Consider the following 21,950-nt stretch of genomic DNA (forward strand, 5'->3'; position numbering starts at 1 on the left):
TTAACCTCTTCCTGAAAAAACACATGCACTTGCTGCAAGACAATATGCTAACGAATGCGCAGGGGGATGGAAAGAGAAGGTTGTTAATTAAAATACCCGCCACGGACGGCGGGTATGTACAGATAAACTTAGTCCGGATTAATGGTGCAGCATCTCATCCACCACCTCTTCACCTTTCAACTGATAAGGATAGTAGGTAGGCCAGTTCTCCATCTCTTCGAGCAAGGCTGCCTGCGAGGTATTTCCCATAAAAATATGGAAGTGGCTTGACTTGCGCGGAGCAATTATATGATCGCTGAACTGGACGTATTTAGGCGCTTTGCTATCAGCAGTTTTACACTCAAACAAATAACGTACACCTTTCTTGCCTGATTTGTAGTGCAAGATTTTATATCCGGCATAGTCGTATTTGCATGATGTAACCTGATTACCGGTATGAAATTCCATCACACCGTTTTCAATACCGATGGTGTCTACGTTAGTTGCATAGCCTTGACGGTAATAATCTTTAATCTGTTCTGCCGTTTTGCTTTTATCTTTCTCCGCTTTCTTTTTGAATACCGGATCAAGCTCGCCACTGACCAGGTAGGGATAGACAGATTGCCACATGCCATCCCAGTCGGTTAGCGCTCTGTTCTGTACCTGATTATCATCAAACACACCTTCTGACGCCTTTTTTTCTGTTTCACTCATTGGAACACCATGGGAATGGTGACCGTGAGCCAAAACCTGACCACTGGCTAAAAGCATCCCCAGAGCGATTGCCAGTTTTTTAAAATGAATAGCCAAAATTTCACCCTCAAATCATTTGCGAGTGAAATGTTATAATATAACATCACAATTTAATCAATATCGTTACTTACCAGAACGGGTAAAATTACGGCGTAAGCAGCGTCCGCGTGCAGATCTGATCAAGCAGCGCCTGCTGATGGCTGATAATCAGCATGCCTAATGGTCGACGCTGGCATTCTTCGAGCAGCAGTACCCAGATATCTCTTTGAATGGAAGGATCGAGCTGGGCGGTAATCTCATCGGCAATAAGAAAACGGGTACGCGGGTCCAGCGCACGAAGTATGGCGATTCGCGCCAGTTCACCACCAGAAAGCTGGCCAGGGCGACGGGTTAACCATTCCGGTTTGATATGCAGGCGGGTAAGGATTTCTGCGCCAGGCCGCCAGGCGTCATGAACCGCATCACCGGTGCTACGCCGTGGGTTAAAGGTTAATTCCGGATGCTGCGGTACCAGTTGCACCGTGCAATATTGATGCGTCGGTAGCGGCTGGTCATCGATAAGAATGTCGCCCGAGGTCGGCTTTTGCCAGCCCGCCAGCACACGTCCCAACGTCGTTTTGCCGGTTCCGCTGGGCGCACAAATCCCAATACGTTCACCGGAGTGCAATGAGAAAGAAAGGTTTTGCCACAGCACCTTCCCTCCCTGACGAATCACGACATCACGACAGCACAGCATCCCGCACTCCAAACAATTGATTTCTCTCAGGCAGAGCCTGCCATTGACGTTGCAGATGCTCGCTAATTTCCCCGCGCAACAGCTGTTCACGACTAACGTTATCCGACACGCTTCCCTGGTGCAGCGCGACGATGCGATCCGCATGGCGGGCCGCCAGCGTGAGATCGTGCGTTACCCATAAAACACCAGCCCCCTGTTCACATAAACCACGCAACTGCTCAAGCAGTTGATTAGCCAATGGCGCATCAAGCCAGGCGGTAATTTCGTCAGCCAAAATATAGCGGGCCTGACTCAACGACGCGTGACAGGCCAGAACACGTTTCGCCATACCGCCCGAAAGCTGACGCGGGAAGGCATCTAATACGCTGGTTTCCAGTTGACTACGCTGAAGCAATTTTTCTATTATTCCGGCATTCCAGGTTTGGCCGGAGAGCTGACTTGCTCTACGTAAATGCTTTTCAATTGAGAGCAGCGGATTCAGGGCCTGAACGCCTTGCGGGACATAGCTGAAGGTATTGCCTCGACATTCGCGGATGTCTTGACTGTTCAGCATTTTGCCATCAAGGGTTATTGCACCGTGCAGGCGCAAATTTTCCGGTAAAAGATCGAGCAGACATTGCAGGAGCAAACTTTTCCCTTCACCGCTTCCCCCAACTAACGCCACCATCTGGCCGGGTGCAACGTCGAAAGAGATATCCTGCAACAGCGGAGACCATTTTCTCGCGCCGAACCAACGATAACGCGCCACGTCCAGCGAGACCTGTTTCAAACTCAACATATGTCACCTCGCAACCATAAACGATGCACTGCCCTCGCGAGCTGATCGAATAACATCACCAGGCTGAATAACATCAGCCCCGGAAACAACACTAACCACCAGTCGCCATGACTGATGAACCGCAGAGCATCCGCCAGCAGCAGGCCCAACGAGGGTTCATGCGGCGCTAGTCCAAAACCAAGGAAACTCAACGCCGCGCTGTGCAGCACCGCATGGGGAAACATCAGCAATGTCCCCGTGAGCCATTGGGGTAACAATGCCGGTAGATAGTGATGTCGCCAGCAGTAAAAATGACCATGTCCCAGACGCCATGTCAGCGTCAGATAATCGCTATGGGCAACGCGCTCGGCCTCAGCACGCAGAATCAATGCGAGGCGCGGCCAGTGGGTTAGCGCCACCGCCATGATCACCCCACTTTTCCCGCCGCCCAGCGTAAAACAAATCAAAATAAGCAGCAGCAGATGCGGCATCGACAGCATGGCATCAGTTATCAGACGCATAAGCACGTCTAGTCGAGGATGCAGGCGCGAAACCGCCGCCATAATTAACGCAATGAAGCCGCTGCACAAGGCCGCTCCAATACCAATTTGCAGACTGGTTAATGCCCCCTGAAAGCAACGCACCCACAGATCGCGACCGAGGTTATCGGTACCGAACCAGTACAGCGCATCGGGGGGCAGATGACGGGCAAGTAAATTCACGCTCAACGGGTTGTCCAGCGTGGCTGCGCCATACACCGCAATGATTAGCAGGCAGCTAAAAGAGAGCACCAGACGAATAAGCGTCGGCGTCGGATTATAGAGCATCGGGTCGCTCCAGAGCACGGTTCAACACATGAACAAACCAGGTAGAAAGTGAATTGCCAATGAAAACCAGCACGGTGCTAAATAAGACGATCCCCATGAGTAACGGTAGATCGCCCCGCAATCCGGCATCAATGGTCGCCTGCCCAAGCCCGGGATAAGCAAAAACCTTTTCTGCCAGCAGTGCGCCCCCCAACAGTTCTCCCAGCGAGGCGAACTGCAGGCACAGCGCGGGCGTGATAGCGTGGCGCAGAACCTGATGGCGCAACAGCGACCAACCTTTGTCACCCTGAGAGCGCGCAAAACGGACAAATTCGCTCTTCATGACGCTGGCGATACTTTCCCGCGTATGAAGCGTAATCTGCCCCAGCCCCAGCAAACTTAGCGCGCAAACAGGAAGCACCAGATGGCGCAGACGCTCGGTTAGTGTCGCCATATCACTGTTGTTGCCCGGCTCCCACGCACAGCATACCGGGAATACCGGCCAACGAACGGCAAATAATGCCAGCAGCAGCATGCCAATCCAGAAGGTCGGCAACGAGGAAAGCAGATAGCTGAGGCGACAAATTGCTTTATCCGGCCAGCGATTCAGGTAGCGTCCGGCGACAAATCCCATTGCCGTCCCCACTATACCGGAGAGCAGCCATGCGCCGCTAAGCAGCGCAAACGAGGTAGCAAAGCGCTCCTTGATCACGCTGGCAACCGGCGCATTAAACAACATCGAGTAGCCGAGATCGCCCTGCAATACACGTAGAAACCAGCTACCAAAACGCTCCCACAGTGGCTGGTCCAATCCCCAGCGAGCGGCGATACGCGCATATTGTTCCGGCGGCACGTGCAGGAGATCGTTGCCGATATAGGCGCGAATCGGATCGACCGGAGAAAAGCTGAGCAGCACAAAAGTGCCAGCCGCAACCAGCACTAATAACACTATCAGCCGGAGAAAATGGCCCACTACAGACTTCATCAACGGCAGGTCCAGGTCCATTCATCCAGATTATTGAGCAGTGACCAGCTCCCGTGAATTTCCGGTGCGCCTTTGCCTAAGTCAATACATGGATTTGCCAGGTAAGTGTGCTGAATATTCAATAACCATGCCCATGCGGCATCGCCCTGTACACCAGCGCCTTGCTTGCCATCCCACTCAACCTGTTGCCAGAAAGGCAGCGCTTTTTGCCAGTCCGGTGCATCAATAGCCTGTTTGAGATGCTCTTCAACGACAGAATTACTGTAGTAACCGGGATTGTAATACTCCACGCCCGCAGCCTGATTGCTGTAATGATGGAACAGCTCCATGGGATCCAGGCTTCCCCAACCAAACAGCGTCGGGTTGGCATGCATATGACGCTCAACGGTTTCCCAGCTTCCGGATTGCAATGATACCTGGATACCCACAGGCTCCAGCATCGCACGGACTGCTTCGGCTAAATCCCGGCGGGTACTGTCACCGCTGGCATACCATAAAGTCAGGCGCGCCTCTTTGCCCTCTTTCACTCGTACACCGTCTTTCCCCACTTTCCAGCCAGCTTCCTCCAGAATCATTCGTGCTTTTTCGCTGTCGCCATCTTTGAACGCGACTGACTGCCCCTGCCACGGCAGGCCCTGAACCGCGCTATAGGCGGGGATCGCATGACCTTCCATAACCTGCACGGCGAGCTGCTTACGATCAATGGCGTAATTGATGGCGCGTCTGATCGCGACATCGGCTGTGATATCGTTACCAATTGGATAACCATTGGCGTCTTTTTTACCTGCAGGAATCATCGGGAACACAATGCCCCGGTTCTCCACGCTGTTACGCACCCACAGTTTCAAATTCTGCTGCTGAGGGGCGACCGCCATCGAAGGCGCAATACGTACTAATCCCAATTGCCCACTGCGCGCTGCGACATAAGCGTTATCTTCATCAAGGAAAACAAACACCAGCTTGCTGAAATCATTTTTCTTACCGGCATACCAGGGGTTAGCCTCCACAATCAGTTGCTGCCCGGGTTGGAAACTCACCAACCGATAAGGACCTGCACCAATCGGATGTTTGGCGAATGTTTTTTCGTTATATAGCTTTGCCGGAACAATGCCTAAAGATCCCAGCACATTCACAAAGGTGCTCTGCGGGTTACTCAGTGTCACTTCTACCGTGCGGTTATCTTTCAAACTGGCATGAGCGAAGTTCCCCATGTCAATTTTCCCACCGCTTTTTGCTGCTTTGTTATAGGTGAACACAACATCTTCAGCGGTTAGCGGCGAACCATCAGAAAATTTAAGGTCAGGTTTTAGCGTCAGCGTCCAGGTTTTGCCATCAGCGCTGGTCACCACCTTCTCCGTCAGCAGGTTTCCCCAGCTCATATCTGCATTTTGTTTTAATAACGGTGCATGCAAAAGCAAATAGCTGCCATGACTCCAGCCCAACATCGGGTCAAACCCTTCCGTTGGCTCTGGTCCAATCGCCAGTTTTAACGTCTGACCTGCGTCCGCATTCTGCGCGGCGAGGAGTGGTGAGGTTAATGCGAGAGTCAATGCACACGTCAGGAGTGCCAGCTTGCCTTTGATCATTATTTTATCCAGATTTGCGTTATGTATATGCCGCTTAACGATGCCTTGTCGTTAAGCAGTCTCCTGGGAAAGGGATTATGGCGAAGAGAATTGGCGAAAAAAATGATGCGGCGCAGAAAAGTATGACGATTTTCTAAAATTATCATACTTTTTTCTGATACTCCGTTATGAGTACGATATGAATCCCAGAAACAGTTTAAAATTTAGCGATTTATTCATTAACATATTAATTTATATCCAATAGTTTCCCATGGAGACTATTGTAATCCCTACCATTCCCTTGCGCTAAATTAATGACAATTTATGTATATTTATTCAAGAAAAACACCAGAAGTGACAAGTTATGTAAATTTGTAATGATAATCATTTGTATTATCATTTCCATCAATTATCTTACTGCCTTTGAATTTTAACAAAGGAAGTTTGACTATGCGTTTAAAACCTGTTGCCTCTGTCGTTCTGTCCTGTCTGGGTTTCACCAGCCCCCTGGTTTTTGCTGAAGATGTAATGGTCGTCACCGCCTCCGGTTACGAAAAGAAAATTACCAACGCAGCAGCCAGTGTTTCCGTAATTTCGCAGCAAGAATTACAAACCAATAAATATAATGACTTAGGTGAAGCCTTGCGTTCAGTAGAGGGCGTGGATGTTGAAAGCAGCACCGGTAAAACCGGTGGTCTGGAGATCAGCATCCGTGGTATGCCTGCGAGCTATACCCTGATACTGATTGACGGTATTCGTCAAAACGGCAGCAGCGATGTAACGCCAAACGGCTTCTCTGCCATGAATACCAGCTTTATGCCACCGCTGGCGGCAATCGATCATATCGAAGTGATCCGCGGCCCAATGTCGACGCTTTATGGCTCCGACGCAATCGGTGGCGTAGTGAATATCATCACCAAAAAAAGCACCGATAAATGGAGCACCTCCATCAATACTGGCGTTAACCTGCAAGAGAGTAATAAATGGGGTAACAGCACGGTCGCCAACTTCTGGTCCAGCGGTCCGTTAATCGCAGGCGTGCTGGATATGCAGGTTCGCGGGAGCACAACCCAGCGCCAGGGTTCAAGCGTCACCTCTTTGAGCGATACCGCCTCTACTCGCGTACCCTATCCTACTGAATCTGAGAACTATAATATCGGCACCCGACTGGACTGGAAAGCCAATGAGAACAATACGTTGTGGTTAGATCTCGACTCTGCCAGACAGCGCTATGACAATGACGATGGACAGTTGGGCAACCTGACGGGGGGTTATGATAAAACGCTGCGCTATGAGCGCAACAAAGTGACTCTCGGCCACGATACCGCCTTAACGTTCGGCACCTGGAAATCATCCCTCGGCTGGAATGAGACCGAGAACAAAGGCCGACAACTGGTCTCCTCCGCACTCACGCCGGAAAACGCTGGCCGCGCCGGTGATGCGCGTGAACTGAAAAACACTAACGTCATTCTGGACTCAGTGCTGCTGACGCCATTAGGTGACTCACACCTGTTAACCCTTGGTGGGGAATACTGGGATGCGCGAATGAAAGACGGTGTTGTACTGGCCAATACCGGCGAGACGTTCCACCAAAAAACGTGGGCAGCCTACGCGGAAGATGAATGGCATATTCTTGACTCATTGGCGTTAACCGCAGGTACCCGTTATGAGCATAATGATGTGTTTGGCGGCCACCTGAGTCCTCGCGCCTATATGGTTTGGGATGTCTCCGATGAGTGGACGCTCAAAGGCGGTGTTACTACAGGTTATAAAGCGCCCTCACTCAGCCAGTTGCATAACGGCATTAGCGGCGTAACTGCGCAAGGAACTGTTAATACTGTCGGTAACCCTGACCTCAAACCGGAGGAAAGTATCAGCTACGAAACCGGGCTGTATTACGAGAACGATGCCGGGCTTAACGCCAACATTACTGGCTTCTATACCGAATATAAAAACAAAATTGTCTCATATTCTATTGATGATAATACCAACAGCTATACCAACAGCGGTAAGGCAAGGACCGATGGTATTGAATTCGCCAGCACCTTCCCTCTCTGGTCGGACGTACTGAGTTTATCCCTCAACTACACCTACACACAGAGCAAACAAAAAGATGGTGATAATAAAGGCGCGCCGTTGAGCTACACCCCCAAGCATATGGCTAACGCTCGCCTGAACTGGCAGGCTACAGAAGATATGAACGCCTGGTTGAGCGCCCGTTATCGCGGTAAGGCGCCACGCTTTACCGAAAATTACGAGAACCTCAGCGCGGTACAAAAGGCGGTGTATGACGACAAAGGCGCGGATTTAAAGGCCTGGACCGTTCTCGATATGGGAATGTCTTATAAGTTGACCAAAGACCTGACGCTAAATACGGCAGTCAATAACGTACTGGATAAAGACTTCAGCGAAGTTAAACTGTACCAGGTGGGCCGTAATAGCACCTATGCAGGTGATTACTATCAGACTGCGCAATCCACCACTGGATACGTAAATCCAGGCCGTAATTATTGGGTTTCTTTAAACTATCAGTTCTAATTTTAAAATGTTTTATTGGCAGGGCTATCTCTGATAGCTCTGTTCAAATACGTAACTGTTCGAGATCTCTCTTATATAGTATTGATGTTTCCGAGAAAAACACATTAACTCCCATATATTTTATCCACTTTAATGCTGACATTGATAAAATGTAAGCTGATATCGCAAGCAATCACTAATGTTCTACAAAGTCAAAACAGAAAATTCATTACTCATTTATCTAACTAAATAATAGATAAACAGTCAGCATAATAGTGCCAGACATAAGTGCTGGTCGGATATGTACCAGCAGCATTAAAGAAGATCATTTGCTCTCTATCCCACACTATAAAATGGTAAAAATGAAAAAGTTAATGATTGCAATTATTGCGGCAACAGCTCTATCCGGTTGCGCTCAGCAAACCTTTAAAATCAACAACGGCATTGCAGAAAAACCCTCTCAGGAAACCAGACAGAATTTTTTCATTAATGGTATTGGCCAGTCACAAACCATCGATGCAGCTTCTGTATGCGGCGGTGCAGACAAAGTTGTTCGTACAGAAGTTCAGGAGTCTGGTATGGATGTTTTCTTGCGCATCATCACGATTGGCATCTATAATCCTCGGGAAGCCAGAGTATATTGTTCTAAATGATATTTTAAGCAGGTGTTTTCAGGAATACCTGCTTAACTTTACTGATGGTTAATAATATTGATCATTACTGAGAAATGGCATTAGCAACACAACAAACACCGTAATAAAACATAAGAACAGTTAAACAATTAGTACAGAAATATCCCTTCCAGTATCAGTAAGTACGTTGCCAAAACAATAGCTCCGGCGATACCGCCTACAAACAGAACTGCAGCAATAGCTAATTGATCGCGGTTTGAGTACTGAACTCTAGTGCGCGCAGCCAACTTTTTCTTATGTACTACCGTCACTTCGCGACTTGAAGTGTGTCCCTTAGTAAAGGTTATATCTGTCATACTGTTATCCGTTTGCTGTATGTGAGAACGCAAATAACCGCTACACAACTAAGGATATGCTCTTTGAATAACACAGTCTGAGATTCATCTCACGATAAAGAAAAAACAGGTTTTCTACGACCAATTCCTCCCCATTCTCACTTCTATCAACAAGATACCTTCCATTTTATTCGACAAAAACCTTCACTTTGGGTTTTGAAAGCAGAATAAGAATAAACTCAGTAAAAGTGACCGGTTTATAAAAGTAGTAGCCTTGCAGGAAAACAATGTTGTTTTTGTTGAGATAATCAAGCTGCGCCTTCGTTTCAACACCTTCAGCAACAATGCTTAATGACAGCTTACGTGCCAGGTCGAGGACACAATCTAAAATTCGGGTTGAATCAGGCAGGTCATTTACCCGTCCCACAAAACTCTGATCGATTTTGATATAGTCAATGTGCAGATCATGCAAGTAAGAAAGTCCAGAATAGCCTGTACCAAAATCATCTAACGCAATGACAAAACCATTTTCATGAAGCGTATTGAGCCTCTGCACAAGCTCATCATCCACATGCAACGGTTCTCGTTCAGTCACCTCAATCACCAAATTTAAATCATTACGGCTGAAACTGTCTCTGTAGCGCAGGCACTCCTCCACAAACGTAGGGGAAGAGATATGGGATGCGCTGAAGTTAATTCCGACATGGAAGCCGGATGACAATTTGCTGGCGATGGAGTTCATATTAGCAGCGACCTGCCTCATCAAGCTTTGAGTCAGCGGCACTATCAGACCTGATTTTTCGGCAACTGGAATAAAAGAGGCCGGAGAGATATACCCAGCCCTTGGGTGCTTCCATCTGGCCAGCACCTCGACACCGCGTAACGTTCCATCGCGACCATTTACGATTGGTTGATAAAAAGGCACTATCTCCCCTTTATCTATCGCTCTGCGCAACGTTTCTTCAGGGGTATCATCCTTATTCAAATATTTATCGATGGCATAAGCCACAGCGACCGAGATCAGCAGGATGAAAATCAGAATTCCCAGACCATTAGTGACGAGCCTTTTTAAGCTAAATAATGGAGGCTGTTCGAAAATAATGCTGAAGGGATACTTTGCAGAATTCACTTGACCAGACTGCTGCGCACTCGCCTTGAAGACTTTCACTTCCGTCGATGAACCAAGCACTTTGTCGCCTACCCGCAATGAATAGGTCAGTCCTTTTAATGGGACATTCAATGCGCCCCGGATATGCACCCCACTTATCGTGATAATGATACTACTTGTTTGAAAATGAGTCTGATAAAGTAAAACGGGTATCTCATTCACGGTATTTTGTGCAGAGGCCAACAGCAAATTCGTATCAGGTATCACGGGTATCTGTTTCAACAAGATCCGATTACCTGGCAGTGAGGTACACCAAACCTTCCCTTGCCGGATAATAATCAGCGTTCGTAAATGGGGCCGAAGCGCAGCTTCAGTTCCGAGCTGGTATTGGCTCTCCAGGTCGCATTTTTTTTCAGCGATGCGCTTAGCGGTACCCGTTGCCTGAAAAGCTTCATTAAGTATGTTGTCCATATTTTTCGCGGCATATCGTGCCCCACCAAGAGCTTCCATTGATGAGGAATACCAAAGCTGCATATTGAGAATAAAAACACCGATTACGAACAGACATATCGCAGCAAGTATCGGTAACAGTGCTTTGCGCATTCTTATATCCTGTGGCGAAAAATGAACACGTTAAAACGGACGTTGACTGAATCATGTTTGTCTCTACAGAGCATGGTCGACAGCAACATAAATCGCCATGAAGCCAATCACTTTTTCTAAATCTCATCATAACGCATTGATTAATAGTAAATAATCATTGTGCATTTTCAGAGCAATAGCAGTATTGCCCCACATTTAATTTGCTATGATGAGAAGGCATAATCAGGAGGAGAGCAAATGAAAATCTTTATTACTGACAATGACGGAAATCTGATCCCCATTGATGGGAAAAGCGTTGTCATCGAATTGAATAATGGCAAAACGATTGAAATCGCCGAGGAATACGGCAGAGACGACATTCCGGAAGGGATCAATCTCTGGGGAGGAAGGGAACCGTCTCCTTCCCTCCCATTTGAGGAAATCAAGGCCAGAACAGAAAGCCTCGGCGTTTACCCCATTGCAGCCAATGCTCTACATGTTTTCCCGTATAAAATTTCGTCGAAAAATTGAATCCTGACAAACTCGCAATGACCCCCTATCAACTATGCGATCGTTTTACCCGAAATAGAAATAACAAAATCCTAATCTCTTAATGAAGATAAGGATTTGTTAAGCTCAATACGATACGGTTGTGGTGGCGCATCATTCGAGGAAAAATAATGAGCAGATTCTCAAGAATTCAGATTCACTTGCACTGGCTAACTCTGGTGTTAATCGCGATAACCTATGCCACAATGGAATTTCGCGGTTGGTTTCCCAAAGGCAGTGCCTCCTATCTGTTGATGAAAGAAACACACTATAATGCAGGTGTATTTGTCTGGTGTTTAATGATAATACGTTTAATTCTCAAACATAAGTATGACGATCCAGCTATCACACCTACGCCCCCCCAGTGGCAGAGGATATCAGCCAAATTAATGCATATCATGCTCTATGTCTCTTTTCTGGCGCTACCGTTATTAGGTGTCTTGACGATGGCTTACGGTGGAAAGAGTTGGTTTTTTTTAGGTTTAAACATCCCCTCTTTCGTTCATAGCAATGATGAAATAAAGGCCGTCGTGAAAGCTATTCATGAAACTCTGGCAAATGTAGGCTATTTCTTGATTGCAGCCCATGCTGGCGCGGCATTATTTCATCACGCCATACAGAAGGACAATACACTTTTAAGAATGATGCCTGAACATAAACATCTGAAATGATGAGATTAGAAACATAGGCACTAAAAAACGTAGAAAGCATTAGTTTATTTGTTATTCACTATAATGCTTATGTTTCTTTCTATCCCCTCATAACATAATCATCCCCGGGGGACGTCAATTCATATTGACTGTCCCCCTTGTATATCAGATAAAAACACAGTATAAAGACTGTATATCCATACAGATAAAGGCAAGTAGCAATGTTCGTGGAACTCGTTTATGACAAAAGGAATTTTGATGGGCTGCCCGGTGCAAAAGAGATCATTTTGGGCGAATTGAGAAAGAGAGTGCACCAGATCTTTCCAGATGCTGATGTCCGGGTTAAACCGATGCTGACCCTACCAGCAATAAACACTGATGCCAGTAAGCACGAGAAAGAACAGATTAGTCGCACTGTTCAGGAAATGTTTGAAGAAGCCGATATGTGGCTGGTCTCAGATTAATTACTCTAATTTGCTGCGACTTAAATCCTTGAAAGATTGTCGGCTACCCGCCGTTATGTTCTGGCATACGACGCAGGCGCAGCAACACTCATCACTGAGCACATATCATTTGTCCAGTCCGGGTATCTTTGCTTCTGTAGTTTAATTACTCCAGATACCGCAAAATAAACCAAGAAGAAATAGTATCATGGTGTATTATATCACATAAAATAATAAACAATTACAACTTATAATTCCCAGGAGCCATAGGTACAGCCTGTTGTTTATCATTTCAAATATCACATTATGCTTTCCGCCCCATGTTAATACTGATAGAATATCGAAATATAAAAAATCATGTAAATTTATTACTAATACTTTGGTAGTTTTTTGATAAATAAAGAAAATGGGCTGCATATAAATGAATACATCTATTACCATCGTTACAGCATTTTTCGATATAGGACGAGGAAATTGGACGAGTGATAAAGGTTTCTCTCCTCATTTAGAGAGAACATCTGATACTTACATTGAGTATTTTAAAAATCTGTCTGAATTAGATAATGAGATGGTCATATTTACATCCAGTGATCTTAAACCAAAAATAGAAAAAATTAGAAATGGTAAGCGAACTGTTGTAATCTCTTTAGATATCAATAATAAATTCCAACATATTAAAAATAAAATTTCACAGATTCAGAAAGATGATGAATTTAGAAATAAACTTGAAACTCGCCAACTAATAAACCCAGAATACTGGTCCTCAAACTACGTATTCGTTTGCAATCTAAAATCATACTTCGTAAATAAGGCAATAGCGTTAAACCTTGTTAATAATAATATGGTTGCATGGGTTGACTTTGGTTACTGTCGTAATGCAGAAGTCATAAATGGTTTATCCCAATGGAATTATCCATTTGATGTAAACAAAGTCAACTTATTTACGGTAAAAAAAGGGTTGACTGTCAAAACGCTTCATCAGGTTTTCGACCACATGATTAATAATCGTTCTTATATTATTGGCGGTGCAATTGTTGCAACAAAAAATAAATGGAAGGAATTTTATGAATTGGTTTGCCAGTGCCAAATAAAAACGCTTAGAAACAATATTGTTGATGATGACCAGGGTATTTTTATAATGTGCTACCATTATAAACCTCAATTAATCAAACTAAATCATCTCGGTAAGAATCGATGGTTTAATTTGTTTAAACTGTATGGCAAGAATGATTTTAGTTCTTTTTCACGAAGGTTAAAAGTAACACTTATCGGGAAATAAGATTAAATTGTAGACATACACAATACCGATAAAGGTCACGCCTGAGTCAGGATTTTTAATAAAAATCAGCAAGTTATCAAACTCAGCTAATGTTTTGTTTTTTTGATAACCATTCGAGTCCTAATAATAAAAAACGGGAACCTCCTGGCTCCCGTTTTCATACAACCCAGAATCTGGATTACATGTTTTCGATGATCGCGTCACCAAACTCCGAACATTTCAGCAGCTTAGCGCCATCCATCAGACGTTCGAAGTCATAAGTTACGGTCTTGGCGTTAATCGCGCCTTCCATACCTTTAACGATCAGGTCAGCCGCTTCTACCCAACCCATGTGGCGCAGCATCATTTCTGCAGACAGAATGATAGAGCCAGGGTTCACTTTATCCTGGCCTGCGTACTTCGGTGCAGTACCATGGGTCGCTTCGAACAGCGCACATTCGTCACCGATGTTCGCGCCTGGCGCGATACCAATACCCCCCACCTGTGCTGCCAACGCATCAGAGATGTAGTCGCCGTTCAGGTTCATACAAGCAATCACATCGTACTCAGCAGGACGCAGCAGGATCTGTTGCAGGAACGCATCGGCGATAACGTCCTTAACCACGATTTCTTTGCCGGATTTCGGGTTCTTGATTTTCACCCACGGGCCGCCATCGATCAATTCGCCACCGAATTCTTCACGCGCTAACTGGTAACCCCAGTCTTTGAACGCGCCTTCAGTGAACTTCATGATGTTACCTTTATGTACCAGGGTAACAGAATCACGATCGTTCGCGATGGCATATTCGATCGCCGCACGAACCAGACGTTTGGTCCCTTCTTCAGAACACGGTTTGATACCAATACCACAATGTTCCGGGAAGCGAATTTTCTTCACGCCCATTTCTTCACGCAGGAATTTAATCACTTTCTCAGCATCTGCGGAGTCTGCTTTCCACTCGATACCCGCATAGATATCTTCGGAGTTTTCACGGAAGATAACCATGTCGGTCAGTTCAGGGTGTTTAACCGGGCTTGGCGTACCCTGGTAATAACGCACCGGGCGCAGGCAGACATACAGGTCAAGTTCCTGACGCAGAGCAACGTTCAGAGAGCGAATACCGCCGCCAACTGGCGTGGTCAGTGGACCTTTGATGGCAACACGATATTCACGAATCAGATCAAGAGTTTCAGCAGGCAGCCAGACGTCCTGGCCATAAACCTGAGTGGATTTCTCGCCGGTGTAGATTTCCATCCAGGAGATTTTACGCTCGCCTTTATAGGCTTTCTCGACAGCAGCATCGACAACTTTGATCATCGGTGGGGTTACATCAACGCCGATACCGTCGCCTTCAATGAACGGGATAATCGGATTTTCAGGAACGTTGAGTTTGCCGTTTTGCAGGGTGATCTTCTTACCTTCCGCCGGAACAACTACTTTGCTTTCCATTCACCTCTCCTTCGAGCGCTTCTGGTTTGCTCGTCTGTCATCGCGCTGCATGTGCATTGGCGTCCTGCTGCACGACTGCGTTAGAGCAATTTTTTGTTAATGATTTGTAATGAGCGTGTCAATACTACCCTATTGTTCGTCGCCATGAAAGACACTCGTTCTTAGGCTATAATGCGGCAATTGACATAATCTGAAAATACCATGCAAAAAACTTCTTTTAGAAATCACCAAGTTAAGCGATTCAGCTCACGACAAGTCACTAAGCAGCGTAAAGAAAACCAGCCAAAACGCGTGGTTTTGTTCAATAAACCCTACGATGTTTTGCCACAATTTACTGACGAAGCGGGACGCAAAACGTTAAAAGATTTTATTCCTGTGCCAGGCGTGTATGCTGCGGGTCGTTTGGATCGGGACAGTGAAGGGCTTTTAGTGCTGACCAATGATGGCGCATTACAGGCGCGGTTAACGCAGCCCGGCAAGCGCACGGGGAAAATTTATTATGTTCAGGTTGAGGGAGAACCTACGCCCGAAGCGCTGGAAGCCCTGCGCACTGGCGTAACGCTTAACGATGGTCCCACGCTGCCTGCAGGCATTGAAGTGGTAAAAGAACCCGCCTGGCTGTGGCCGAGAACCCCGCCCATTCGTGAACGGAAGAATATTCCCACCAGTTGGTTAAAAGTCACCTTATATGAAGGCCGCAACCGTCAGGTACGGCGTATGACAGCATATGTTGGGTTTCCTACGCTACGCCTCATCCGCTATGCCATGGGTAATTACACGCTGGATAATCTCGCTAACGGCGAATGGCGGGATGCAACTGTATAAGGAATCGGTATGTTCAAACCACACGTTACGGTCGCCTGCATTGTGCATGCAGAAGATAAATTTTTAGTCGTTGAGGAAACCATAAACGGCAAAGCCTTGTGGAATCAACCTGCCGGGCACCTGGAAGCAGACGAAACCCTGGTACAGGCCGCCGCCCGTGAGCTATGGGAAGAGACAGGCATCAACGCACAGCCGCAGCACTTCATTCGGATGCACCAATGGATTGCGCCTGACAGAACGCCTTTTTTACGTTTTCTGTTTTCTATCGAACTTGCCAATATGTGCGCTACTGAACCCCATGACAGTGATATTGATTGCTGTCGCTGGGTCAGCGCAGAAGAGATTCTCTCAGCGCCAAACCTGCGCTCGCCGCTGGTTGCCGAGAGCATTCTCTGTTATCAGAGCGGGCAGCGCTATCCGCTGGCAATGATCGGTGAATTTAACTGGCCGTTTACAGAGGGTGTCAAGTAAAGGGCTGCGTGCTAGAATATGCCGCCTTGAAGTTCAATGTCGTGAGTATTCCTATGTCTGAAAGCCCAAAAAAAGTGATCGTCGGCATGTCCGGCGGTGTCGATTCCTCCGTTTCTGCCTGGCTGTTGCAACAACAGGGCTATCAGGTAGAAGGCCTGTTCATGAAGAACTGGGAAGAGGACGATGGCGAGGAATATTGCACAGCGGCTGCCGACCTTGCGGATGCACAGGCTGTCTGTGACAAACTTGGCATTGAACTGCATACCGTTAACTTTGCTGCAGAATACTGGGACAACGTCTTTGAGCTGTTTCTTGAAGAGTACAAAGCGGGTCGTACGCCGAACCCGGATATTCTGTGCAATAAAGAGATAAAATTTAAAGCCTTCCTCGAATTTGCCGCTGAAGATTTAGGTGCCGATTACATCGCCACCGGTCACTACGTGCGCCGCGCTGATGTCGACGGCAAAAGCCGCCTGCTGCGAGGGCTTGATGGCAATAAAGACCAGAGCTATTTCCTCTATACGCTCGGCCATGAGCAAATCGCGCAAAGTCTGTTCCCGGTCGGCGAACTGGAAAAACCACAGGTGCGTAAAATTGCCGAAGATCTCGGTCTGATTACCGCCAAGAAAAAAGATTCCACGGGTATCTGCTTCATCGGCGAACGTAAGTTCCGCGAATTTCTTGGTCGCTACCTGCCCGCTCAGCCTGGCAAAATCATCACCGTTGACGGCGAAGAGATTGGCCAGCACCAGGGACTGATGTACCACACTCTGGGCCAACGTAAAGGTCTGGGCATTGGCGGTACGAAAGAAGGGACGGAAGATCCATGGTATGTGGTGGATAAAGACGTTGAGAACAACATTCTGGTTGTCGCTCAGGGTCACGAACACCCACGCCTGATGTCCGTTGGCCTGGTGGCACAACAGCTGCATTGGGTCGATCGCGAACCGTTCACCGGCACAATGCGCTGCACGGTGAAAACCCGCTACCGTCAGACCGACATTCCGTGCACCGTTAAAGCGCTGGATGCTGAACGTATTGAAGTCATTTTCGACGAACCGGTTGCGGCGGTAACGCCGGGTCAGTCGGCTGTCTTTTACAATGGCGAAATCTGCCTCGGCGGCGGAATTATCGAACAACGCCTGCCTTTGCCGGTCTAATTATTTACACATTTGATACAAGGAAGCAGTGAACGTGGCAAAGAATTATTATGACATCACCCTCGCCCTGGCAGGTATATGCCAGTCGGCACGCCTGGTGCAAGAACTGGCGCACCAGGGGCATTGTGATGCCGATGCGTTACACGTTTCACTTAACAGTATCATCGACATGAACCCCAGCTCGACGCTTGGAGTCTTTGGCGGGAGTGAGGCGAACCTGCGACTTGGCCTTGAAACGTTGCTCGGCGTGCTCAACGCCAGCAGTCGTCAGGGGCTGAACGCGGAACTCACCCGCTACACGTTAAGCCTGATGGTACTGGAGCGTAAGCTGTCAGCGGCCAAAGGCGCTATGGACACGCTGGGAGACCGTATCAACGGCTTACAGCGCCAGTTGGACCATTTTGATTTGCAGTCAGAAACGTTGCTGAGCGCGATGGCTGGCATTTATGTTGACGTCATCAGCCCACTCGGCCCGCGTATTCAGGTCACGGGTTCCCCTGCTATCCTCCAGAGCCCACAAGTTCAGGCCAAAGTACGCGCTTCGCTATTGGCTGGCATTCGTGCAGCAGTGCTCTGGCATCAGGTTGGTGGAGGCCGTCTGCAACTCATGTTTTCTCGTAATCGCCTGACGACTCAGGCAAAACAAATTCTTGCTCATTTAACCCCGGAGTTGTGATCTATGGAATTATCCTCACTGACCGCCGTTTCCCCTGTCGATGGACGCTACGGCGATAAAGTCAGCGCGCTGCGCGGGATTTTCAGTGAATACGGTTTGCTGAAATTCCGTGTACAGGTTGAAGTACGCTGGCTGCAAAAACTGGCCGCGCACGCAGCGATCAAGGAAGTTCCTGCTTTTGCTGCCGACGCAATCGGTTTCCTTGATGCGATCGTCGCTAACTTCAATGAAGAAGATGCCGCGCGTATCAAAACCATTGAGCGTACGACTAACCATGATGTGAAGGCAGTTGAGTATTTCCTGAAAGAAAAAGTGGCTGATATCCCGGAACTGCATGCCGTTTCCGAGTTTATCCACTTCGCGTGTACGTCAGAAGACATCAACAACCTGTCTCACGCGCTGATGTTGAAAACCGCTCGCGACGAAGTAGTCCTGCCATACTGGCGTAAGCTTATCGACGCAGTGAAAGATCTGTCCGTACAGTATCGCGATATCCCTCTGCTCTCCCGTACCCACGGTCAACCTGCCACCCCGTCTACGCTGGGCAAAGAAATGGCTAACGTGGCTTACCGTATGGAACGCCAGTACCGCCAGCTTAACCAGGTCGAAATTCTCGGTAAAATCAACGGTGCCGTGGGTAACTATAACGCCCACATCGCCGCTTACCCGGAAGTAGACTGGCATCAGTTCAGCGAAGAGTTTGTTACGTCGCTGGGCATCCAGTGGAACCCGTACACCACGCAGATTGAACCGCACGACTACATTGCCGAGCTGTTTGATTGCATCGCACGTTTCAACACTATCCTGATCGACTTTGACCGCGATGTCTGGGGTTACGTGGCGCTGAACCATTTCAAACAGAAAACTATCGCTGGCGAAATCGGTTCCTCCACCATGCCGCACAAGGTTAACCCAATCGATTTCGAAAACTCCGAAGGCAACCTGGGTCTGTCTAACGCGGTACTGCAACATCTGGCGAGCAAACTGCCGGTTTCCCGCTGGCAGCGAGACCTGACGGACTCAACCGTTCTGCGCAACCTGGGCGTCGGTATTGGCTATGCGCTGATCGCGTATCAATCCACACTGAAGGGCGTGAGCAAACTGGAAGTGAACCGCGATCATCTGCTGGATGAACTGGACCATAACTGGGAAGTTCTGGCCGAGCCGATCCAGACCGTGATGCGTCGCTATGGTATTGAAAAGCCTTACGAGAAGCTGAAAGAACTGACCCGCGGCAAACGCGTTGACGCTGAAGGTATGAAGCAGTTTATCGACGGTCTGGCCCTGCCGGAAGACGAAAAAACTCGCCTGAAAGCAATGACGCCAGCCAATTACATTGGTCGCGCCGTCACTATGGTTGATGAACTGAAGTAATCTGTATTGCGCCGGAGAGCAATTGCGCCTGTTCCGGCCACCAGTTTATGTCGTATGCAAGCCGGATAAGCGTCAGCGCCTTCCGGCTTTTTTCGCCAGTGATAGCCTCCCTTCCCCCGGTTTATTAAATGTTTATCCCCACAGCCACATAATCAGCGTTAAACTATTCATACCGTTCGTATAGGGAGTAATGATGATGCGCGTACTGGTTGTCGAGGATAATGCTTTATTACGCCACCACCTCAAGGTTCAGTTACAGGATTTAGGGCATCAGGTGGATGATGCAGAGGACGCTAAGGAAGCGGACTACTATCTGAATGAACATCTGCCGGATATCGCGATCGTTGATTTAGGGCTCCCTGATGAAGATGGCTTGTCGCTGATCCGCCGCTGGCGCAGCAATGACGTTTCGCTCCCCATTCTGGTATTAACCGCCCGTGAAGGCTGGCAGGACAAAGTGGAAGTGCTCAGCGCCGGCGCCGACGATTACGTCACCAAACCGTTTCACATTGAAGAAGTGGCTGCGCGCATGCAGGCGTTGATGCGTCGCAACAGCGGTCTGGCATCGCAGATTATCTCCCTTCCACCTTTTCAGGTGGACCTCTCTCGCCGTGAGTTATCCGTCAATGATGAGGTGATCAAGCTCACGGCGTTCGAATACACCATTATGGAAACACTCATCCGTAATAACGGCAAAGTGGTCAGTAAAGATTCGCTCATGCTGCAGCTTTATCCGGATGCCGAGCTGCGTGAAAGTCATACTATTGATGTTCTGATGGGACGTTTGCGCAAAAAAATACAGGCGCAGTATCCTGACGACGTCATCACCACCGTGCGTGGCCAGGGATATCTTTTTGAATTGCGCTAATGAATAAACTATTGCGTCATTTTTTCCCGTTATCACTTCGGCTACGTTTTTTACTGGCAACGGCTGGCGTGGTATTGGTGCTCTCACTGGCCTACGGCATCGTTGCCCTGGTGGGTTATAGCGTCAGCTTTGATAAGACAACGTTTCGCCTGTTGCGCGGCGAAAGCAATCTGTTCTATACCCTGGCGAAATGGGATAACGGTAAAATTAATGTCGAGTTACCCGAGAATCTCGATATGCAAAGCCCCACAATGTCGCTGATTTATGATGAAAACGGCAAATTGCTGTGGGCACAGCGCAACGTCCCCTGGCTGACCCAGAGTATTCAACCTGACTGGCTTAAGACGAACGGCTTTCATGAAATTGAAGCCAATGTCGACGCCACCAGCACGTTGCTGGGCGCAGATCACTCCGCACAGCAGCAGTTAAAAGAAGTCAGAGAAGATGACGACGACGCTGAAATGACCCACTCGGTTGCGGTGAATGTCTATCCTGCCACCGCCAGAATGCCCCAACTGACCATTGTGGTTGTCGATACCATTCCTATTGAGTTAAAGCGCTCGTATATGGTCTGGAGCTGGTTCATTTATGTGCTGGTCGCCAACCTGTTGTTGGTCATTCCACTGTTATGGGTGGCCGCCTGGTGGAGCCTGCGACCTATTGAATCGCTGGCGCGTGAAGTTCGTGAGCTTGAAGAACATCATCGTGAAATGCTGAATCCCGCGACCACGCGTGAACTGACCAGTCTGGTCCGCAACCTCAACCGGCTGTTGAAAAGCGAACGTGAGCGCTACGACAAATACCGCACCACGTTAACCGATCTTACCCATAGCCTGAAGACCCCGCTGGCCGTATTGCAAAGCACGCTCCGCTCGATGCGTAACGAAAAAATGAACGTAAGCGACGCGGAACCGATCATGCTCGAGCAAATCAGCCGTATTTCCCAGCAGATTGGCTATTACCTGCATCGCGCCAGCATGCGTGGCAGTAGCGCCCTGCTCAGCCGGGAACTGCATCCTGTCGCGCCGTTGCTGGATAAACTTACCTCGGCGCTGAATAAGGTGTATCAGCGTAAAGGCGTTAACATTAATCTCGACATCTCACCTGAAATCAGCTTTGTAGGCGAGCAAAACGATTTTGTCGAAGTGATGGGAAACGTGCTGGACAACGCCTGTAAATATTGTCTGGAGTTCGTCGAGATTTCAGCGCGACTATCAGAGGATCAACTGCATATTCTGGTTGAAGATGATGGTCCCGGCATTCCGCACAGCAAACGAGAAGTAGTGTTTGACCGTGGACAACGAGTCGATACGCTACGACCAGGACAAGGTGTCGGACTGGCGGTAGCGCGTGAAATCACCGAACAGTACGACGGGCAAATTATTGCAGGTGACAGCCTGCTGGGCGGCGCACGCATGGAAGTCATTTTTGGCCGCCAGCAGCCGGGTCAGAAAGACGAGTAATCGCCGCA

General features: G+C 48.1%; 22 protein-coding genes. 13 read left to right on the forward strand and 9 right to left on the reverse strand.

Annotation, left to right across the window (positions count from 1 at the left end; translation table 11 throughout):
* Positions 1-138: 138 nt before the first annotated feature.
* From zinT to FDW96_RS10040, 6 genes are all read right to left on the reverse strand, one after another.
* A complete protein-coding gene (gene zinT / locus FDW96_RS10015; protein WP_042308936.1) occupies positions 139-789 on the reverse strand; it encodes a metal-binding protein ZinT in 651 nt (216 codons plus the stop codon).
* Positions 790-877: 88 nt separating this feature from the next.
* Positions 878-1,468 (reverse strand): ATP-binding cassette domain-containing protein, encoded by a 591-nt coding sequence (locus FDW96_RS10020; RefSeq protein ID WP_061381494.1) that lies wholly within the window; start codon positions 1,466-1,468, stop codon positions 878-880.
* Entirely contained in the window at positions 1,452-2,246 is a 795-nt protein-coding gene (locus FDW96_RS10025; RefSeq protein ID WP_137365617.1) for an ATP-binding cassette domain-containing protein, read from the reverse strand. Before FDW96_RS10025 ends, FDW96_RS10020 begins: the two co-directional genes overlap by 17 nt.
* Positions 2,240-3,052 (reverse strand): ABC transporter permease, encoded by an 813-nt coding sequence (locus tag FDW96_RS10030; protein WP_042308942.1) that lies wholly within the window; start codon positions 3,050-3,052, stop codon positions 2,240-2,242. Before FDW96_RS10030 ends, FDW96_RS10025 begins: the two co-directional genes overlap by 7 nt.
* Complete coding sequence (locus FDW96_RS10035; protein ID WP_137365688.1) at positions 3,042-4,016, reverse strand: ABC transporter permease; 975 nt, start codon at positions 4,014-4,016, stop codon at positions 3,042-3,044. The genes FDW96_RS10030 and FDW96_RS10035 overlap by 11 nt, the downstream gene beginning before the upstream one ends.
* The gene (locus FDW96_RS10040) at positions 4,016-5,602 is read right to left on the reverse strand and encodes an ABC transporter substrate-binding protein (RefSeq protein WP_137365618.1); all 1,587 of its coding nucleotides are present in this window, start codon (positions 5,600-5,602) and stop codon (positions 4,016-4,018) included. The genes FDW96_RS10035 and FDW96_RS10040 overlap by 1 nt, the downstream gene beginning before the upstream one ends.
* A 429-nt stretch (positions 5,603-6,031) precedes the next feature.
* Here FDW96_RS10040 and FDW96_RS10045 point away from each other — a divergent pair, with 429 nt between their 5' ends.
* Together FDW96_RS10045 and FDW96_RS10050 are read left to right on the forward strand one after the other, a co-directional pair.
* A complete protein-coding gene (locus FDW96_RS10045; protein ID WP_137365619.1) occupies positions 6,032-8,119 on the forward strand; it encodes a TonB-dependent receptor in 2,088 nt (695 codons plus the stop codon).
* A gap of 341 nt (positions 8,120-8,460) precedes the next feature.
* Complete coding sequence (locus FDW96_RS10050; protein WP_137365620.1) at positions 8,461-8,751, forward strand: Bor family protein; 291 nt, start codon at positions 8,461-8,463, stop codon at positions 8,749-8,751.
* A gap of 128 nt (positions 8,752-8,879) precedes the next feature.
* On the opposite strand, the gene FDW96_RS10055 is transcribed toward FDW96_RS10050, so the two are convergent.
* Positions 8,880-9,086 carry a hypothetical protein gene (locus tag FDW96_RS10055; RefSeq protein WP_042308948.1) on the reverse strand — a complete coding sequence of 69 codons (207 nt, stop codon included), beginning with the start codon at positions 9,084-9,086 and terminating at the stop codon, positions 8,880-8,882.
* A gap of 166 nt (positions 9,087-9,252) precedes the next feature.
* Positions 9,253-10,776, reverse strand: coding sequence for a cyclic diguanylate phosphodiesterase (locus tag FDW96_RS10060; protein WP_137365621.1), 1,524 nt, complete (start codon positions 10,774-10,776; stop codon positions 9,253-9,255).
* A gap of 237 nt (positions 10,777-11,013) precedes the next feature.
* On the opposite strand from FDW96_RS10060, the gene FDW96_RS10065 reads away from it, so the two are divergent.
* The 4 genes from FDW96_RS10065 (at position 11,014) to yibB (ending at position 13,676) form a co-directional block, all read left to right on the forward strand.
* Positions 11,014-11,286, forward strand: coding sequence for a hypothetical protein (locus FDW96_RS10065; protein WP_042308953.1), 273 nt, complete (start codon positions 11,014-11,016; stop codon positions 11,284-11,286).
* A 149-nt stretch (positions 11,287-11,435) separates the two neighbouring features.
* Complete coding sequence (locus FDW96_RS10070; protein ID WP_079224535.1) at positions 11,436-11,975, forward strand: cytochrome b; 540 nt, start codon at positions 11,436-11,438, stop codon at positions 11,973-11,975.
* A gap of 200 nt (positions 11,976-12,175) precedes the next feature.
* Positions 12,176-12,418: a DinI family protein gene (locus tag FDW96_RS10075; RefSeq protein ID WP_137365622.1), complete on the forward strand. Its 243-nt coding sequence runs from the start codon at positions 12,176-12,178 to the stop codon at positions 12,416-12,418.
* A gap of 400 nt (positions 12,419-12,818) precedes the next feature.
* On the forward strand, positions 12,819-13,676 hold the full coding sequence (gene yibB, locus FDW96_RS10080; protein WP_079224537.1) for a protein YibB: 858 nt from the start codon (positions 12,819-12,821) through the stop codon (positions 13,674-13,676).
* Positions 13,677-13,854: 178 nt separating this feature from the next.
* On the opposite strand, the gene icd is transcribed toward yibB, so the two are convergent.
* Positions 13,855-15,105 carry an NADP-dependent isocitrate dehydrogenase gene (gene icd / locus FDW96_RS10085; RefSeq protein ID WP_042308974.1) on the reverse strand — a complete coding sequence of 417 codons (1,251 nt, stop codon included), beginning with the start codon at positions 15,103-15,105 and terminating at the stop codon, positions 13,855-13,857.
* Between the two features lie 201 nt (positions 15,106-15,306).
* On the opposite strand from icd, the gene rluE reads away from it, so the two are divergent.
* The 7 genes from rluE to phoQ all read left to right on the forward strand — a co-directional run bounded on the left by rluE (position 15,307) and on the right by phoQ (position 21,942).
* On the forward strand, positions 15,307-15,930 hold the full coding sequence (gene rluE, locus FDW96_RS10090; protein ID WP_042308975.1) for a 23S rRNA pseudouridine(2457) synthase RluE: 624 nt from the start codon (positions 15,307-15,309) through the stop codon (positions 15,928-15,930).
* Positions 15,931-15,939: 9 nt separating this feature from the next.
* A complete protein-coding gene (locus FDW96_RS10095) occupies positions 15,940-16,401 on the forward strand; it encodes an NUDIX hydrolase (RefSeq protein ID WP_042308976.1) in 462 nt (153 codons plus the stop codon).
* A gap of 53 nt (positions 16,402-16,454) precedes the next feature.
* The gene (mnmA, locus tag FDW96_RS10100) at positions 16,455-17,561 is read left to right on the forward strand and encodes a tRNA 2-thiouridine(34) synthase MnmA (protein ID WP_061381741.1); all 1,107 of its coding nucleotides are present in this window, start codon (positions 16,455-16,457) and stop codon (positions 17,559-17,561) included.
* Between the two features lie 34 nt (positions 17,562-17,595).
* Positions 17,596-18,237, forward strand: coding sequence for a high frequency lysogenization protein HflD (gene hflD / locus FDW96_RS10105; protein WP_042309320.1), 642 nt, complete (start codon positions 17,596-17,598; stop codon positions 18,235-18,237).
* Between the two features lie 3 nt (positions 18,238-18,240).
* Positions 18,241-19,611: an adenylosuccinate lyase gene (gene purB / locus FDW96_RS10110; RefSeq protein ID WP_016153410.1), complete on the forward strand. Its 1,371-nt coding sequence runs from the start codon at positions 18,241-18,243 to the stop codon at positions 19,609-19,611.
* Between the two features lie 196 nt (positions 19,612-19,807).
* Positions 19,808-20,479, forward strand: coding sequence for a two-component system response regulator PhoP (gene phoP, locus FDW96_RS10115; RefSeq protein WP_042309337.1), 672 nt, complete (start codon positions 19,808-19,810; stop codon positions 20,477-20,479).
* A complete protein-coding gene (gene phoQ / locus FDW96_RS10120) occupies positions 20,479-21,942 on the forward strand; it encodes a two-component system sensor histidine kinase PhoQ (RefSeq protein ID WP_042309080.1) in 1,464 nt (487 codons plus the stop codon). The genes phoP and phoQ overlap by 1 nt, the downstream gene beginning before the upstream one ends.
* The last annotated feature ends 8 nt before the right edge of the window (positions 21,943-21,950 follow it).

Origin of the sequence: Citrobacter sp. TBCS-15, assembly GCF_005280815.1 — a bacterium.
Taxonomy (GTDB): Bacteria; Pseudomonadota; Gammaproteobacteria; order Enterobacterales; family Enterobacteriaceae; genus Citrobacter; species Citrobacter werkmanii.

What these genes read in the sequence shown, in the direction of transcription:
- FDW96_RS10020 (WP_061381494.1), bottom strand. Translation starts at nt 1,468, where the DNA reads ATGCTGTGCTGTCGTGATGTCGTGATTCGTCAGGGAGGGAAGGTGCTG.
- FDW96_RS10025 (WP_137365617.1), bottom strand. Translation starts at nt 2,246, where the DNA reads ATGTTGAGTTTGAAACAGGTCTCGCTGGACGTGGCGCGTTATCGTTGG.
- FDW96_RS10030 (WP_042308942.1), bottom strand. Translation starts at nt 3,052, where the DNA reads ATGCTCTATAATCCGACGCCGACGCTTATTCGTCTGGTGCTCTCTTTT.
- FDW96_RS10035 (WP_137365688.1), bottom strand. Translation starts at nt 4,016, where the DNA reads ATGAAGTCTGTAGTGGGCCATTTTCTCCGGCTGATAGTGTTATTAGTG.
- FDW96_RS10040 (WP_137365618.1), bottom strand. Translation starts at nt 5,602, where the DNA reads ATGATCAAAGGCAAGCTGGCACTCCTGACGTGTGCATTGACTCTCGCA.
- FDW96_RS10045 (WP_137365619.1), top strand. Translation starts at nt 6,032, where the DNA reads ATGCGTTTAAAACCTGTTGCCTCTGTCGTTCTGTCCTGTCTGGGTTTC.
- FDW96_RS10050 (WP_137365620.1), top strand. Translation starts at nt 8,461, where the DNA reads ATGAAAAAGTTAATGATTGCAATTATTGCGGCAACAGCTCTATCCGGT.
- FDW96_RS10055 (WP_042308948.1), bottom strand. Translation starts at nt 9,086, where the DNA reads ATGACAGATATAACCTTTACTAAGGGACACACTTCAAGTCGCGAAGTG.
- FDW96_RS10060 (WP_137365621.1), bottom strand. Translation starts at nt 10,776, where the DNA reads ATGCGCAAAGCACTGTTACCGATACTTGCTGCGATATGTCTGTTCGTA.
- FDW96_RS10065 (WP_042308953.1), top strand. Translation starts at nt 11,014, where the DNA reads ATGAAAATCTTTATTACTGACAATGACGGAAATCTGATCCCCATTGAT.
- FDW96_RS10070 (WP_079224535.1), top strand. Translation starts at nt 11,436, where the DNA reads ATGAGCAGATTCTCAAGAATTCAGATTCACTTGCACTGGCTAACTCTG.
- FDW96_RS10075 (WP_137365622.1), top strand. Translation starts at nt 12,176, where the DNA reads ATGTTCGTGGAACTCGTTTATGACAAAAGGAATTTTGATGGGCTGCCC.
- yibB (WP_079224537.1), top strand. Translation starts at nt 12,819, where the DNA reads ATGAATACATCTATTACCATCGTTACAGCATTTTTCGATATAGGACGA.
- icd (WP_042308974.1), bottom strand. Translation starts at nt 15,105, where the DNA reads ATGGAAAGCAAAGTAGTTGTTCCGGCGGAAGGTAAGAAGATCACCCTG.
- rluE (WP_042308975.1), top strand. Translation starts at nt 15,307, where the DNA reads ATGCAAAAAACTTCTTTTAGAAATCACCAAGTTAAGCGATTCAGCTCA.
- FDW96_RS10095 (WP_042308976.1), top strand. Translation starts at nt 15,940, where the DNA reads ATGTTCAAACCACACGTTACGGTCGCCTGCATTGTGCATGCAGAAGAT.
- mnmA (WP_061381741.1), top strand. Translation starts at nt 16,455, where the DNA reads ATGTCTGAAAGCCCAAAAAAAGTGATCGTCGGCATGTCCGGCGGTGTC.
- purB (WP_016153410.1), top strand. Translation starts at nt 18,241, where the DNA reads ATGGAATTATCCTCACTGACCGCCGTTTCCCCTGTCGATGGACGCTAC.
- phoP (WP_042309337.1), top strand. Translation starts at nt 19,808, where the DNA reads ATGCGCGTACTGGTTGTCGAGGATAATGCTTTATTACGCCACCACCTC.
- phoQ (WP_042309080.1), top strand. Translation starts at nt 20,479, where the DNA reads ATGAATAAACTATTGCGTCATTTTTTCCCGTTATCACTTCGGCTACGT.